At 70.9% G+C, this 14286-nt stretch carries 11 protein-coding genes, 1 tRNA gene and 2 pseudogenes; 6 read left to right on the forward strand and 8 right to left on the reverse strand.

Annotation, left to right across the window (positions count from 1 at the left end; translation table 11 throughout):
• Positions 1–34: 34 nt before the first annotated feature.
• The 3 genes and pseudogenes from ACQ86L_RS06960 to ACQ86L_RS06970 form a co-directional block, all read left to right on the forward strand.
• Positions 35–967 (forward strand): annotated as a pseudogene (locus ACQ86L_RS06960) (cellulose binding domain-containing protein); the annotation flags it as partial.
• A 20-nt stretch (positions 968–987) separates the two neighbouring features.
• Positions 988–2001 (forward strand): chitinase, encoded by a 1014-nt coding sequence (locus ACQ86L_RS06965; RefSeq protein WP_434318246.1) that lies wholly within the window; start codon positions 988–990, stop codon positions 1999–2001.
• 47 nt (positions 2002–2048) lie between these two features.
• Positions 2049–2789: an IclR family transcriptional regulator gene (locus ACQ86L_RS06970; protein WP_434318247.1), complete on the forward strand. Its 741-nt coding sequence runs from the start codon at positions 2049–2051 to the stop codon at positions 2787–2789.
• 19 nt (positions 2790–2808) lie between these two features.
• On the opposite strand, the gene ACQ86L_RS06975 is transcribed toward ACQ86L_RS06970, so the two are convergent.
• The 3 genes from ACQ86L_RS06975 to ACQ86L_RS06985 all read right to left on the reverse strand — a co-directional run bounded on the left by ACQ86L_RS06975 (position 2809) and on the right by ACQ86L_RS06985 (position 5899).
• The gene (locus ACQ86L_RS06975) at positions 2809–4707 is read right to left on the reverse strand and encodes an FAD-binding monooxygenase (protein ID WP_434318248.1); all 1899 of its coding nucleotides are present in this window, start codon (positions 4705–4707) and stop codon (positions 2809–2811) included.
• Between the two features lie 141 nt (positions 4708–4848).
• Positions 4849–4921, reverse strand: a tRNA-Thr gene (locus tag ACQ86L_RS06980).
• 78 nt (positions 4922–4999) lie between these two features.
• A complete protein-coding gene (locus tag ACQ86L_RS06985; RefSeq protein ID WP_434318249.1) occupies positions 5000–5899 on the reverse strand; it encodes a DsbA family protein in 900 nt (299 codons plus the stop codon).
• A gap of 345 nt (positions 5900–6244) precedes the next feature.
• On the opposite strand from ACQ86L_RS06985, the gene ACQ86L_RS06990 reads away from it, so the two are divergent.
• Both ACQ86L_RS06990 and ACQ86L_RS06995 read left to right on the forward strand, forming a co-directional pair.
• Positions 6245–7339, forward strand: coding sequence for an ABC transporter ATP-binding protein (locus tag ACQ86L_RS06990; RefSeq protein ID WP_434318250.1), 1095 nt, complete (start codon positions 6245–6247; stop codon positions 7337–7339).
• 91 nt (positions 7340–7430) lie between these two features.
• Positions 7431–8735 (forward strand): DUF4032 domain-containing protein, encoded by a 1305-nt coding sequence (locus ACQ86L_RS06995; protein WP_434318251.1) that lies wholly within the window; start codon positions 7431–7433, stop codon positions 8733–8735.
• Positions 8736–8811: 76 nt separating this feature from the next.
• Here ACQ86L_RS06995 and rlmB read toward each other — a convergent pair whose 3' ends face one another.
• The 5 genes and pseudogenes from rlmB to ACQ86L_RS07020 all read right to left on the reverse strand — a co-directional run bounded on the left by rlmB (position 8812) and on the right by ACQ86L_RS07020 (position 13576).
• Positions 8812–9834, reverse strand: a complete 1023-nt coding sequence (gene rlmB, locus ACQ86L_RS07000) for a 23S rRNA (guanosine(2251)-2'-O)-methyltransferase RlmB (protein ID WP_434318252.1) — start codon at positions 9832–9834, stop codon at positions 8812–8814.
• Positions 9831–11263: pseudogene (cysS, locus tag ACQ86L_RS07005) on the reverse strand (cysteine--tRNA ligase). Before cysS ends, rlmB begins: the two are co-directional and overlap by 4 nt.
• Before the next feature lie 89 nt (positions 11264–11352).
• Positions 11353–11733: a nuclear transport factor 2 family protein gene (locus ACQ86L_RS07010; RefSeq protein WP_434318253.1), complete on the reverse strand. Its 381-nt coding sequence runs from the start codon at positions 11731–11733 to the stop codon at positions 11353–11355.
• Between the two features lie 102 nt (positions 11734–11835).
• Positions 11836–12996 (reverse strand): 2-C-methyl-D-erythritol 4-phosphate cytidylyltransferase, encoded by a 1161-nt coding sequence (ispD, locus tag ACQ86L_RS07015; protein ID WP_434318254.1) that lies wholly within the window; start codon positions 12994–12996, stop codon positions 11836–11838.
• 97 nt (positions 12997–13093) lie between these two features.
• Complete coding sequence (locus tag ACQ86L_RS07020; RefSeq protein WP_021763858.1) at positions 13094–13576, reverse strand: CarD family transcriptional regulator; 483 nt, start codon at positions 13574–13576, stop codon at positions 13094–13096.
• Positions 13577–13753: 177 nt separating this feature from the next.
• Between ACQ86L_RS07020 and ACQ86L_RS07025 the strand changes: the two genes are divergently transcribed.
• Positions 13754–14257: a hypothetical protein gene (locus ACQ86L_RS07025; RefSeq protein WP_434318255.1), complete on the forward strand. Its 504-nt coding sequence runs from the start codon at positions 13754–13756 to the stop codon at positions 14255–14257.
• Positions 14258–14286 lie beyond the last annotated feature (29 nt).

Consider the following 14286-nt stretch of genomic DNA (forward strand, 5'->3'; position numbering starts at 1 on the left):
CTTCGCCGTTCCGTCGTAAGTCGTCAGGAGTGCCATGCCCGAGTCAGCGTCCCGTCCCGCACGCCACCGGGCGACCGGCCACCGAGTCCAGGCGGCCGTCCGCCGGCTGCTCGGGCAGTTCCGCCCCGGCCGCCGCACCTCGCATCGGCGGCAGGCTTTCATCGCCGCACTGGCCGTCGCCGGCCTTCTCGGCGCGGGCGCCGTCGCGACCTCCGGCGCACTGGCCGCCGCGACGCCGAGCGTGAACGTCACCTGGACGACCGCGAACTCCTGGACCACCGGCTTCCAGTCGGCGGTCACCGTGGCCAATGGGACCAGCACGACGCTGAAGCCGTGGCAGGTGCGGTTCGACTTCCCGCACACGCTCGTCAGCATCTGGTCGGCGGTCTCCACGACCTCCCCGGCCGGGACGCTCACCGTCGGCGCGCCCTCCTGGGCGACGACCCTGGCCCCGGGAGGCTCGGCCTCGTTCGGCCTGACCGCGACCCGGGTCGGGACGGCGGCGATCGTGCCGACGTCGTGCACGATCGTCGGACTGTCGGCCGGTGCGAGCGTGCCGTGCGCGGTGAACGGCGGCGCGGCGGGCGGCACCACCTCGTCGCCCACGCCGACGCCGACCCCTACACCCAAGCCGACCCCCACCCCCACACCGACCGCCACCCCATCCCCCACTCCCGGCGCCGGCCTCACCGTCGCCTGGACCGTCACCTCCGAGTGGACCTCCGGCTTCCAGTCGTCCGTCTCGGTCACCAACACCTCGCAGACCACCCTGTCGCCCTGGCAGCTCGCCTTCACGACCGCCGACAGCGTCGTCACCCTCTGGGACGGCACCGCCACGACCACGAGCGACGGCTTCGGCGTGACCGCGCCGTCCTACGCCGGCACGCTCGCCCCCGGCGCGACCGCGACCTTCGGCCTCACCTCGACGAAGGCGGCGGGAGCCCCGCTGGTCCCGACCGCCTGCCGCGTGGTCGGGGCGAACCTCCCGTGCTCGATCGGTGGAGGCGCCACCTCGACGCCGACGCCCACACCGACTCCCACGCCCACCCCCACTCCGACCCCGTCCCCCACCCCCGGCACGCCCTCCCCCTCCTCATCGCCCCCTACGTCGACATGGGCCTCTGGCCCACCGCCGACCTCACCTCGTTCGCGTCGTCGGCGGGGGTGCGGGCCGTCACCGCGGCGTTCATCGTCGCCGACCGCAGCAGCGCCTGCTCGCCCACCTGGGCCGGTTACACCGCTTACACGATCGGCGGCAGCCAGGACTTCCTCGCCGACGTCACGGCTTTCCAGTCACAGGGCGGCCGGGTCGTCGCCTCCTTCGGCGGCGCGGCCAACGATGAGCTCGCCCGCGTCTGCACCGACCCGGCCGAACTCCTCGCCGCATACTCGACGGTCGTCTCGCGGTTCTCGCTCGACCGGGTGGACTTCGACATCGAGGGCGCCGACGTCTCCGACTCCGCGTCGAACATCCGCCGCGCCACCGCGGTCGCGGCCCTCCAGCGGCAGCGCGCCGCGGCGGGCCACCCGCTGCAGGTCACGCTCACGCTTCCTGTGATGCCGTACGGCCTCCTGACGAGCGGCGTCCGTACCATCTCCGAGTTCACCGCCGCCGGCGTGCAGCTCTCGGCCGTGAACGTGATGACGATGGACTACGGCACCGGCGTGACGAACATGGGACAGGCCGCGATCGACGCCGCCACCGCGACCGCGGGACAGCTGAAGGGTGTCGCCGCATACGCGTCCTGGACCGACACCCAGCGCCTCGGCCTGATCGCCGTGACCCCGATGTTCGGCCTGAACGACACCGGCGAGCAGTTCACGCTCACCGACGCCACGACAGTGGGACGCTACGCGAAGGCGAACGGGCTCGCCGGCCTGAGCTGGTGGGAGCTGACCCGCGACCAGCCGTGCACCTCGGGCGTCCCCGCCTACATGTGCTCGGGGACGAGCCAGCCGCGCTGGGCGTACTCCCGCGCGTTCGTCGCAGCGGCGGCCTGAGCCGCGGCCGTCACCGCGTCCCGCCCGGGATGCGAAAGAATGGGCGCATGGCGAGCACACCTGACGACGCGGGCGCACCGGAAGCGCCCGACGCCACGGCCGCCCCGCACTCGCAGACGCTCTCGCGCGGCATCCGCGTGCTGGAGGCGCTGGCCGACGCCGACCGCCCCCTCACCATCGTCGAGCTCGCCGCTTCCCTCGGCGTGCACCGCTCGATCGTCTACCGCATCCTCCGCACGCTGGAGGACCACGGCCTCGTCGTCCGCAACCCGGCCGGGGCCGCCCTGCTCGGGCCGCGGATGGCGACCCTCGCCCGTGCTGTGTCCCGCGACCTCCAGTCCGCTGCCGTCCCGGAGCTCGGCGCGGTCGCGAACGAGCTCGGGATGACCGCCTTCCTCGCCGTGCTCGACCGCGGCGAGGTCGTCACCCTGGTCAGCATCGAGCCCTCGCACGCGCAGGCCGCCGTCGCCCAGCGGCCGGGCAGCCGGCACCCGATCACCACGGGTGCGCCGGGGATCGCCCTCCAGTCGGCGCTCACCGAGGCGCAGTGGGGCGAGCTGCCCGACGGTCACCCGCGCGAGGAGGCCATGGAGGCCCGCGGACGCGGCTTCGCGACCAGCCACGACGAGGTCATCCCCGGCCTGGCGTCGGTGGCGGTGCCGCTCGTCATCCACGGTCAGCCGCTCGCCGCGCTCGCGGTCGTGTACGTGGCGAACGGACGGGATGTGGCCGCGATCGGCGCGCGCCTCGGCCGGGCGGCGGCCACGGTCGCCGGCGAGCTGCGCTGAGCCGACCGGCGACCACCCGTCAGACGGCCGCCTTCTCCTCAGCCCCCACTCGCAGGATCGGCGCGAAGAACTCCCCCAGTTCCGCGTACCCCGCCAACGGCAGCACCTGCGCCACGTACTGATCCGGCCGCACCACCACGATCACCCCGCCGCGGTCGATCCCGCGGGCGTCGAACACATCGTCTCCCGGCGCCGCGGCGTACACCTTCTCGTAGTCGACCAGGTCGAACGGCCCGGTCCGCGGCAGGAACGCCTCCGGCACCCGCCCGAGGTCGACGCCGGTGTGGTCCTGCTGGTAGACGACCTTCACGTCGAACCAGGCGTCGATGTCCGCGCCGCGCGGGGTCGCGGCGAGCGGCGAGTCTGCGGAGGTCGTGAGCCAGTCCGCGAACGCCGGCACCAGCGCACCCTCCCCGGCCGCCGCCGCGTCGCCGAACACGTAGATCCGCCAGCGCCCGTCCGCCGTCGCGTGGTGCCCCAGGTGCACCGGATTCCCATCGCAGACCCGCTCGACGACCGGCGACTTGAACCGCTTGCCGATCGGGAACCCGGTCGCGAGCTCCTGGTGCTCCGGCTCTCCGACGATCAGCGACGGCGCGTACTCGGTCAGGAATCCCGCGGGGAACTCCGCCGTGCGCACGTAGAAGTCCTCCAGCTCGGACGGGTCCTTCAGGTCCTCCGGCTTCGTGGCCATCAGCGTCGACCACTCCTTGTCGAAGTCGATCAGGTTCTTGGCGACCACGTGCCGCTCCGCCGAGTAGGTTGCCAGCAGCGACTCCGGGCTGCGGCCCTGCAGCACGTGGCCGAGCTTCCAGCCGAGGTTGAAGCCGTCCTGGATGGAGACGTTCATCCCCTGCCCGGCCTTGGCGCTGTGCGTGTGGCAGGCGTCGCCGGCGATGAACACCCGCGGCGTTCGCGACCCGAGCACGTGGAGCGGGATGTCGTCGAACCGGTCGGTCAGCCGGTGGCCGACCTCGTAGACGCTGTGCCAGGCGACGTTGCGCACGTCGAGCGTGTACGGGTGCAGGATCTCGTTGGCCTTGGCGATGATCTGCTCGATGCTCGTCGCCCGCACCGCGCCGTGGTCGTCGTCGGCCACCGCGCCGAGGTCCACGTACATCCGGAACAGATAGCCGCCCTCGCGCGGGATGAGCAGGATGTTGCCGTACTCCGACTGGATCGAGCACTTGGTGCGGATGTCGGGGAAGTCGGTGACGGCGAGCACGTCCATCACGCCCCAGGCGTGGTTGGCCTGGTCGCCGGCGAGGGTGCAGCCGATGGACTCGCGCACCTTGCTGCGCGCGCCGTCGGCGCCGACCACGTACTTGGCGCGGACCACCCGCTCCTCGCCCGCGTTCTCACCCGCACTGCGCACGAGCGTGACGACGACCGGGTACTCTCCCTCGTCCTCGACGCGCAGCCCGCGGAACTCCCAGCCGTAGTCGGGCCGCATCCGCGTCGGTCCGTTGGTCATGAACTCGGCGAAGTAGTCGAGCACGCGCGCCTGGTTGACGAGCAGGTGCGGGAACTCGCTGATCCCGGTCGGGTCGTCGACCGCCCGCGCCGCCCGGACGATCCGGGTGGGGTCGGCCGGGTCCGGCTTCCAGAACGCCATCTCGGTGATCCGGTAGGCCTCGGCGGTGATCCGCTCCGCGAACCCGAACGCCTGGAAGGTCTCGACGCTGCGTGCCTGGATGCCGTCCGCCTGCCCGATCTCCAGCCGGCCGCCGCGGCGCTCCACGAGCCGGGTGCTGACGCCGGGGAACTGCGCGAGCTGCGCCGCGGTGACCATCCCGGCCGGTCCGGAGCCGACGACGAGCACGTCGATGACCTCCGGCAGCTCGGGCGACCAGGCCGGCCCGACCGCGGGCAGCACGTGCGGGTCGCCGGACACGTAGCCGTGGTGGTGGAACTGCATGGGAAGGCTCCTCACATCGTCGTGATCGCGTGTTCTATATCCGAACGCCTGGTTCTGATTTCGCACAATCAGGATAAAGCGGACGACGACGACCGGCAAGCGCGACGAACGGCGCCGCACGGCGAAGAGGGAAAGGAACGGAGCCGACTGCGAGGTTCGAACTCGCGACCGCTCGCTTACAAGGCGAGTGCTCTACCAGCTGAGCTAAGTCGGCGAACAGGCCGGACGCCCGTCGCGAACCATCCTAGAGGATGCGCGGCGGGCGCCCTGGTGCCGGACGGGAGGCCGGAACTCAGCTCCCCGCGCTCGGCGACGGCGTCGGCGTGGAGGTCGACGAGTACTCGTCGCCCTGGGCCTGGAGGATGAACGCCTTGAAGTCGTCCGCGTTGGTCAGCGAGCCGGTGTACGGCTTGCCGTTGACGAGCACGAGCAGCGCGTTCGTCATCTTCTTGACGCTGGAGTTCGGGATCGGGCCGCTGAGCGCGCGGTCGCTGGCGGAGCCGACCCAGGTCTTGAACCGGCCGTCATCCACGCAGGAGTCGATGTCCGAGTGGGAGGCGCCGGCCGCGGCCGCGAGCTTCTTCAGCTGGTCGTCGCTGAGGCCCGGGCCGCCGTCGGCGGGCTGGTTCTGGAACAGCGACTGGTTGAACGCCCAGAACGACCTCGGCGAGTAGTTCGCGACGCAGGCCGCGGCGTTCGCGGCGCGCAGCGAGTAGCGGGTGCCCGCGGAGTGGCTGGTGTAGATCGCGACCGGGTGCATCTCGACCGTGACCGCGCCGTCCTTCACCAGCGGCTGGAGCTGCTTGAGGTTCGTGCGCTGGAAGTCGCCGCACAGCTTGCACAGGTAGTCGGCGTAGATGCGGATGTCCACCGAGCTGCCGTTCGGGTCCGGCGCGCTGGCGATCGGCTTGGCGTCCGCCGCGAGCGCCGGGGTCGTCTTGACCTTGAGGCCGGAGCCGACGACCACGCCGTCGCTCGCCATGTTCTTCGGGCCGGGGACAGTGGGCCGGATCGCGCCCATGATGACCACCGCGACGATGGCCAGGACCGCGATGACGCCGACCACGATGCCGCCGGACAGCAGGGCCTTGTTCCTGCGGTCCCTGCGGTTCTGCGTCGTGCGGAGCTGTCGGGCTTTCTCCCGCGCGGCTGCGCGGACGTCGCCGCTGCGGCTCTCGTCGGGGTCGTTCATGGAACTCATATCTCGGGGGAATCGGCTCTCGGGGGTAGGCGGTGCGGCGCGCGGGGGACGTGCCGCCGGGTGTGGCGTGAGCAGACGCAACCAGACGACCATATTGCGGCAGTCTGGGAATAGACCAGACATACCCCGCTCACGCCCCGAGCGCCACCTGGGGATTGGCCCCCGTGTGCGGTACACCGGCGCGCGGCGGGCTCCCGAATACTCGTGGTAAGAGCAGCGCTTCGGATGCCTTACTATGGGGGTCGTGGCATCGACGCCCTCGGACGTCGACGCCACGTCTATTCCTCACAACGGATCGTCCGGCACGTACCTGCCGGTGAAGGAGACAACAGAAACATGGCTACTGTCACGTATGACAAGGCGACCCGGCTCTATCCGGGTTCCAACCGCCCCGCGGTCGACGCCCTCGACCTCGACATCGCGGACGGGGAGTTCCTCGTCCTGGTCGGCCCGTCCGGCTGCGGCAAGTCCACCTCGCTCCGCATGCTCGCGGGCCTCGAAGAGGTCAACGACGGCAACATCTTCATCGGCGAGCGCAACGTCACCGACGTCCCGCCGAAGGACCGCGACATCGCGATGGTGTTCCAGAACTACGCGCTGTACCCGCACATGACGGTCGCCGAGAACATGGGCTTCGCGCTCAAGATCGCCGGCGTCGGCAAGGACGAGCGCGCCTCCCGCGTCCTCGAGGCCGCAAAGCTGCTCGACCTGGAGCCCTACCTCGGCCGCAAGCCGAAGGCGCTCTCCGGTGGTCAGCGTCAGCGCGTCGCCATGGGCCGCGCGATCGTCCGCTCCCCGCAGGTGTTCCTCATGGACGAGCCGCTGTCGAACCTCGACGCCAAGCTCCGCGTCCAGACCCGCACCCAGATCGCGTCCCTCACCCGCCGCCTCGGCGTGACCACGGTCTACGTCACCCACGACCAGACCGAGGCGCTCACCATGGGCGACCGCATCGCGGTCCTCAAGGACGGCGTGCTCCAGCAGGTCGGCACCCCGCGCGACCTGTACGCGCAGCCGAAGAACGTCTTCGTCGCCGGCTTCATCGGCTCTCCCGCCATGAACCTGTTCACCGCGGACGTCACCGACGGCGGCGTCAAGTTCGGCACGACGGTCGTCCCGATCGAGCGCGAGATCCTCGCGAACGCCGGCAACGCCGTCACCATCGGTGTCCGTCCCGAGGACGTCGTCGTCTCGTCCGCCGAGAGCGGCGGCCTGAAGGTCGCGGTCGACCTCGTCGAGGAGCTCGGCGCCGACGGCTACCTCTACGGCCACTCCGAGCTCGAAGGCAAGCGCACCGACATCGTCGGCCGCGTCGATGGCCGCGTTCACCCGAACGCGGGCGACACCGTCTACATCACCCCGAAGCCGGGCCACGTCCACCTCTTCCACGCGGAGTCGGGCGAGCGTCTCGGCGGCGCCGTCGTCGACTGAGGTCGTCGCAGCTGATCCTCACTCTGCCGCAGTCCGGTCCCGGGCTGCGGCAGAGTGCTTTCCGCCCTCACCCGCTCCTGGAAGGCGCCTCATGGCCGGCTCTGTCAACATCACCGCGGCGACCGTCGATCCCGCCCTGCTCGATCTGCCCTGGAACCTGCCGCTGGACCAGTGGTCGAACGAGCACATCGCGCTGCTGCCGAAGGGCATCAGCCGGCACCTCGTCCGGTTCGCGAACCTCTCCGGCTACGTCATCGCCATCAAGGAGACGACAGCGGAGATGGCGCAGCGCGAGTACGAGATGCTGCGCACCCTCCAGCGCCTGGACGTGCCCTGCGTCGACCCGGTCGCCGTCATCAAGAACCGGACGGACGACGACGGCGACGCGCTGAACGCCGCGCTCGTCACCCGGCACCTCAAGTTCTCGCTCCCCTACCGCGCGCTGTTCTCGCAGACCCTGCGCCCGGACACGGCGACCCGTCTGGTCGACGCCCTGGCCGTCCTGCTGGTGCGGCTGCACATCGTCGGCTTCTTCTGGGGCGACGTCTCGCTCTCGAACACGCTGTTCCGCCGTGATGCGGGCGCGTTCGCGGCGTACCTGGTGGACGCCGAGACCGGCCAGCTCTACGACGGCGGCCTGTCGAACGGGCAGCGCGAGAACGACCTGGAGATCGCCCGCGTGAACATCGCAGGCGAGCTGATGGACCTGGAGGCCGGCGGCCGGGTGGACGAGGAGCTCGACCCCATCAAGGTGTCGAACGGGATCGTCGCGGCCTACCGCTCGCTCTGGAAGGAGCTGACCGGCAGCGAGTCGTTCTCCTCGTCGGAGCGCTGGCGGATCAGCCAGCGCGTCGAGCGCCTCAACGAGCTCGGCTTCGACATCGAGGAGCTGGCGATCAAGACCTCCGACGAGGGCACGACCGTCCGCATCCAGCCGAAGGTCGTGGACGCGGGCCATCACTCCCGCCGCCTGCTGCGCCTGACCGGTCTGGACACCGGCGAGAACCAGGCCCGCCGCCTCCTCAACGACCTGGACTCCTATGCGGCGACGGTCGGCAAGCCCGGCCTCGACGAGGAGGCGATGGCCCACGAGTGGCTGATGCGCGTCTTCGAGCCCGTCGTCCGCGCCATCCCGGCCGATCTGAAGGGCAAGCTGGAGCCGGCGGAGGTCTTCCACCAGCTCCTGGAGCACCGCTGGTTCATGTCGCAGGCCGAGGGCCGGGACGTCCCTCTGGCGGAGGCGCTGACCTCCTACATCAACGACATCCTCCGCCACCGCCGCGACGAGGCCACCGTCGTCGCACCGATCACCGAGACGCTCAGCATCCCGGTGCTCGGCGGTGCCACCACCGCCGAGACCGACGACGACGAGGACGACTGGCGCTCCAAAGTCTGAGCCCCAACGCCGAGGGGCACGTTGTTGTCGCTTTCCGGGCTCGGAAGCGACAACAACGTGCCCCTCGATGGTTGCGTCAGCGCTTGACGGGCTTGCCCTCCGCGCGGAGCTTCGAGATCTCGTAGAGGGTGACGCTCGCCGCGATGCCCGCGTTGAGCGACTCCGTGGAGGCCGAGATCGGGATCGACACGACCGCGTCGCAGGTTTCGGTCACCAGGCGGGACAGGCCCTTGCCCTCGCTGCCGACGACGATCACGACCGGTCGGTCGGCGAAGGAGAGGCCGGGGAGGCTGGTGTCGCCGTCGCCGTCGAGACCGAGGACGAAGACGCCCGCCTTCTTGAACTCCTTCAGCGTCTGGGTCAGGTTCGGGGCCATCGCGACCGGCGTGCGCGCAGCCGCGCCCGCGGAGGTCTTCCACGCCGCCGCGGTCATGCCGACCGAGCGGCGCTGCGGGATGATGACGCCCTGACCGCCGAACGCGGCCGTCGAGCGGATGATCGCGCCCAGGTTGCGGGGGTCGGTGATCCCGTCGAGCGCGACGAACAGCGGCGTCTGGCCCTTGCGGAGCGTGTAGTCGAGCAGCTCGCCCGGGTGGGCGTACTCGTAGGGCGGCACCTTCAGCGCGACGCCCTGGTGCACGGCGTCGCGGCCGGCCAGGCGGTCCAGTTCCGGACGCATGATCTCCAGCACCGGGATGGCGCGGCCGGTCGCGATCGAAAGGATCTCCTTCATCCGGTCGTCCATCTCGATCCGCGACGCGATGTAGAGCGTGGAGGCCGGGATCGCCGCGCGCAGCGCCTCCAGCACGGAGTTGCGGCCGGTGACGATCTCGCTCTCGTCGCCGGTCTTCGCCCGGCGGGCCGCGCCGGACGCGCCGCGGGGAGCGCCGTCGCGGCCGCCGCGCAGCTCCGCCTTGGCCGCCGCGCGCTCGCGGAGCTGCTTGTTCTTGTAGGCCACGTGGTATTCGCGGTCCTCCGCCTTCGGGGTCGGGCCGCGGCCTTCGAGGGCCTTGCGGCCGTGGCCGCCGGTGCCGACCTGCGCGCCCTTCTTGCTCTTGCGCACTGCCCCGGCCCGGGGCTTGCCACCTGAGTTCTTCATGCTTCGATACTCCAATGCGACCCCGACGGGGTGTCTTCGATACTGATTCCCGCGGCGGTCAATTCGTCGCGGATGCGGTCTGCTGCCGCGAAGTCACGTGCCTGACGCGCCTCCTGACGGTCGTCGAGAAGGCGACCGATCAGCGTGCCGAGCGCGTGCTCGGCCGTGCTCGAACCGGCGGAGCGCCAGTGCGGCGAGAGCGGGTTGATGCCGAGCACCTCGGTCATCGCGAGAACATGGCCGCGCGCGGCCGCGGCCGCCTCCAAGTCTTCCGCATCCAGTGCCGCGTTTCCTGAACGTACGGTGTCGTGCAGCACGGCGAGCGCCTGCGGCACGGCGAGGTCGTCGTCCATCGCCTCGGCGAACGCGCCGGGGACGACCTCCACGCCGCTGCCGGCGAAGCGCGTGCCCGCGAGCCGCCGGTCGACGCGCTCGAAGAAGCCGGCGATGCGGTCGAGCGCCGCCTCCGCCTCGCTGAGCGAGCCGTCGTGGAAGTCGATGGTCGACCGGTAGTGCGCCGACCCGAGGTAGTAGCGCACGACCAGCGGACGGGCGGCGCCGAGCAGGTCGGCGGCGTACACCGAGTTGCCGAGCGACTTGCTCATCTTCTGCCCGTTGACGTGGACGAGACCGTTGTGCACCCAGTAGGAGGCGAACGCGTCCCCGGCGGCCGTCGACTGGGCGAGCTCGTTCTCGTGGTGCGGGAACCGCAGATCGAGGCCGCCGCCGTGGATGTCGAACTGCGGCCCGAGGTAGCGGCGCGACATCGCGGAGCACTCGATGTGCCAGCCCGGCCGCCCCTCCCCCACGGCGACGGGAACGCCGCCGAAGCGGGCTCGTCGCTCTTGCGCCCCTTCCAGAGGGCGAAGTCGCGGGGATCGCGCTTGGCCCGCGGGTCGGCGTCGGCCGCGGCCTCCATGTTGTCGATGCTCTGCCGGGTGAGCTCGCCGTACGCCGGCCAGCTCTTGACGTCGAAGTAGACGTCGCCCGAGCCGTCCTCGGCGACGTAGGCGTGCCCGCGCTCGATCAGCCGGGCGATCAGCTCCTGCATCTGGGGGATGCTCGCGGTCGCGCGCGGCTCGTAGGTGGGCGGCTGGACGCCGAGGGCCGTGTAGCCGGCCGTGAACTCCAGCTCGAACCGGTAGGCGAGCGCCCACCACTCCTCCGAGCCGCCCTGCGACTGCGCCGCGAGCGCGTTGACGAGGATCTTGTCGTCGATGTCGGTGACATTGCGCACCAGGGTCACGTCCAGCCCGCGATACGCGAGCCAGCGGCGCAACTGGTCGTAGACCAGCGCCGAGCGGAGGTGCCCGATGTGCGGCGACGACTGCACCGTCGGCCCGCACACGTACATGCCCACCGCGCCGGGGCGCAGGGGGACGAAGTCGCGCAGGGCGCCGGCCTTCGTGTCGAAGAGTCGCAGAGTCACGGCACCAGCCTACGGGTCGGGGCGAACGACCGCTTCGCGCGCGACGAAGATGTGGAGGACCGTGTCCGGCTGCGCACCCGTGGAGGAGCTCAGCGGGCCGCCCGCTCCGCCAGCGCCTCGTTGACCGGCGCGAACGCGACCCGATCGAAGATCAGCTCGATCGCGGTGATCCGTCCCTCACGCACGGTGACCAGTTCCACGCACGGCACCGCGCCGGCCGGGGTGTCCGTCACGAAGTCGTAGACGACGCAGGCGCGGTCGCCGTCGGCGAAGACCTCCCGCACGTCGTTGCGCACCAGCGCGGGCAGCAACCGGCCGAGCGCCGCGATCCATTCCTGCTTCCCGATCGTCCCGCCCGCGAAGACCGCCGCGAGCTCGTCGGAGAGCAGGCCGCCGACCGTCTCCAGGTCGTGCGCGCCGACCGCCTCGATGTACGTCCGCGCGATGGCCGCGCTCTCTGACTGCGTCATGTCGTCCCGTCCCTCTGCTCGCTCCGGCCGCGCCCGATTCCCGAGCCCGTCACGCCACAGGGTAAGGGCCGCCGCCGACATGCGTACGGGCGCTTCGACGGGTCAGCGCGGGAACAGCAGGGCGGTGGCGAAGACGGCGATCCCCTCGCCGCGGCCCGTGAAGCCGAGCCCGTCCGTGGTCGTCGCACTGAGCGACACCGGGGCGCCGAGGAGGCCGGACAGAAGCTGCTCGGCCTCCACCCGCCGCGGCGCGAACTTCGGCCGCTGCCCGATGAGCTGCACCGAGACGTTCCCGATCCGGTAGCCCGCCTCCTCCACGAGGCGGCGCGTCTCCGTCAGGAACACCTCCCCGTGCGCTCCCGCGAAGCGCGGGTCGCCCGTGCCGAACACCCCGCCGATGTCGCCCAGGCCGGCCGCGCCGAGCAGAGCGTCGACGATCGCGTGGCTCGCGGCGTCCCCGTCGCTGTGCCCGGACAGCCCCGACTCGTCGGGCCAGTGGAGGCCGGCGAGCCACAGCTCGGCCGCCGGGTCGAACGCGTGCGTGTCCGTGCCGAGCCCGATGCGCGGCACACCGGAGGGCGCGAGGAGGTCGTGGGCACGCTGCAGGTCCCACGGCGTGGTGATCTTGAACGCCTCCGTCGCACCCGGCACGACGGTCACACGGAATCCGGCCGCCGCGACCAGACCCGCGTCGTCGGTCTCGTCGGTGGTCGCGGCGGCGTAGGCGGCGAGGAGCTGGTCCCGCGGGAAGCCCTGCGGGGTCTGCACGGCGGCGAGTGTGGAGCGGTCCACGGTCTCGTGAACGGAGCCGTCACCCGCGACGCGCTTGATGGTGTCGCTGACCGCGAGCCCCGGGATCACGCCGTGACCCGTCTCCACGACCGCGTCGACCACGGCGTCGAACAGCGCCGAGGGAGCGAGCGCGCGGGCGGCGTCGTGGACGAGCACGACCTCCACCTCGTCGCCGACCACGGCGAGCCCGGCCGCGACCGACTGCTGACGGGTGGCGCCTCCCGCCACGACTCTCGCCGACCGGCCGAGCGCCGCGCTGCCGATGACTGCGGCCTCCTCGACACGGTCGGCGGGGACGACGAGGATCGCATCGGCCGCGGACCGCATGCCGCGCACGGCATGCAGCGACCGCTCCAGCAGCGTCCGTCCGTCGAGCTCCACGAACGCCTTCGGCACCTCGGCCCCCAGGCGTGTGCCGGAGCCTGCTGCGACGACGACGACCGCGACGCGCGGTCCGGAGTTGCTGCTCATGATCCCGAGACTACCCGCCGCGCCTCCAGGCGCGCGGACGCCGAAGGGGCCCGCGACGCAACGTCGCGGGCCCCTTCGAAGACGGGTGAATCGCAGGTTAGGAGGCGAGCACCTCGTCGAGGAGGCTGGAGGCCTTCTCGTCGTCGGTCTTCTCCGCCAGGGCGAGCTCCGAGATGAGAATCTGCCGGGCCTTGGCCAGCATGCGCTTCTCACCGGCGGACAGGCCGCGGTCCTGGTCGCGGCGCCACAGGTCGCGGACCACCTCGGAGACCTTGATGACGTCGCCCGACGCCAGCTTCTCCAGGTTGGCCTTGTACCGGCGGGACCAGTTGGTGGGCTCCTCCGTGAAGGGGGCGCGCAGCACCTCGAACACGCGGTCGAGGCCCTCCTTGCCGATGACATCGCGCACGCCCACGAGATCCACGTTCTCCGCGGGGACCTCGATGGTCAGGTCGCCCTGAGTCACGTTGAGCTTGAGGTACAGCTTCTCTTCACCCTTGATGATTCTTTTCTTGACTTCGGTGATCGTTGCAGCACCGTGATGGGGGTAAACGACGGTTTCGCCAACCTCGAAAAGCATAGATATGTTGTCCCTTCAGCAACGAATAGGATACCACACGAGGCACATGCTAAGGTTCGCCCCCGCAGCTCCCGGAGGGCCGGGGCGCCCTGTCGGCATACGGTAAACTCGGCACGAAACCGCTTCGTGACAAGGCATCAGCGCGCCGTCGAGCGGAACGATACGGAGGATCATCCAGTGAAAGCTCGCGTCGCGGCGTCCATCGTCCTCGCCCTGGCGGTCGCAGCCGGCACAGCCGGGTGCGGATTCATCGCACCGCAGGCCACCACGAAGCACTACGACGCCAGCGACGGCGTGAGCGGCAACGTCGGCCAGATCGACGTGCGCAACGCCTTCATCGTCACCGACGGCGTCGGCGGCAAGGTCGGGAACCTCGTGGTCAGCCTGGTCAACACCGACAGCAAGAGCCACCGCGTCGCCATCACCTCCGGCTCCTCCGGAAGCGCGGCCTACGTCACCGTCGAGCCCGGCCAGGTCAAGAAGATCGGCGCACAGCCCGACAAGGCGTCCTCCAGCAACGTCTTCCTCACCCCGTTCGAGGCGCTGCCGGGCAGCAACTACGACGTGTACTTCCAGTACGCCGACGAGACCGGCGTGAAGCTGCAGGTCCCGGTCCTCGACGGCGGCCTCCCGGACTACAAGAGCCTCGTGCCGCCGACCATCCTCCCGGCCCAGGGCTGAGCCGGACGAACGCAGACAGACGAAAGCCG

The sequence above is a fragment of the Leifsonia sp. P73 genome (assembly GCF_051059105.1).
Classification (GTDB): domain Bacteria; phylum Actinomycetota; class Actinomycetes; order Actinomycetales; family Microbacteriaceae; genus Leifsonia.

Bases quoted from the DNA above. Each gene is read 5' to 3' on its own strand.
- ACQ86L_RS07010 (WP_434318253.1), bottom strand. From the start codon at position 11,733: ATGACGCAGTCAGAGAGCGCGGCCATCGCGCGGACGTACATCGAGGCG.
- ACQ86L_RS06970 (WP_434318247.1), top strand. From the start codon at position 2,049: ATGGCGAGCACACCTGACGACGCGGGCGCACCGGAAGCGCCCGACGCC.
- ACQ86L_RS06995 (WP_434318251.1), top strand. From the start codon at position 7,431: ATGGCCGGCTCTGTCAACATCACCGCGGCGACCGTCGATCCCGCCCTG.
- ACQ86L_RS06975 (WP_434318248.1), bottom strand. From the start codon at position 4,707: ATGCAGTTCCACCACCACGGCTACGTGTCCGGCGACCCGCACGTGCTG.
- ACQ86L_RS06985 (WP_434318249.1), bottom strand. From the start codon at position 5,899: ATGAACGACCCCGACGAGAGCCGCAGCGGCGACGTCCGCGCAGCCGCG.
- ispD (WP_434318254.1), bottom strand. From the start codon at position 12,996: ATGAGCAGCAACTCCGGACCGCGCGTCGCGGTCGTCGTCGTCGCAGCA.
- ACQ86L_RS06990 (WP_434318250.1), top strand. From the start codon at position 6,245: ATGGCTACTGTCACGTATGACAAGGCGACCCGGCTCTATCCGGGTTCC.
- rlmB (WP_434318252.1), bottom strand. From the start codon at position 9,834: ATGAAGAACTCAGGTGGCAAGCCCCGGGCCGGGGCAGTGCGCAAGAGC.
- ACQ86L_RS07020 (WP_021763858.1), bottom strand. From the start codon at position 13,576: ATGCTTTTCGAGGTTGGCGAAACCGTCGTTTACCCCCATCACGGTGCT.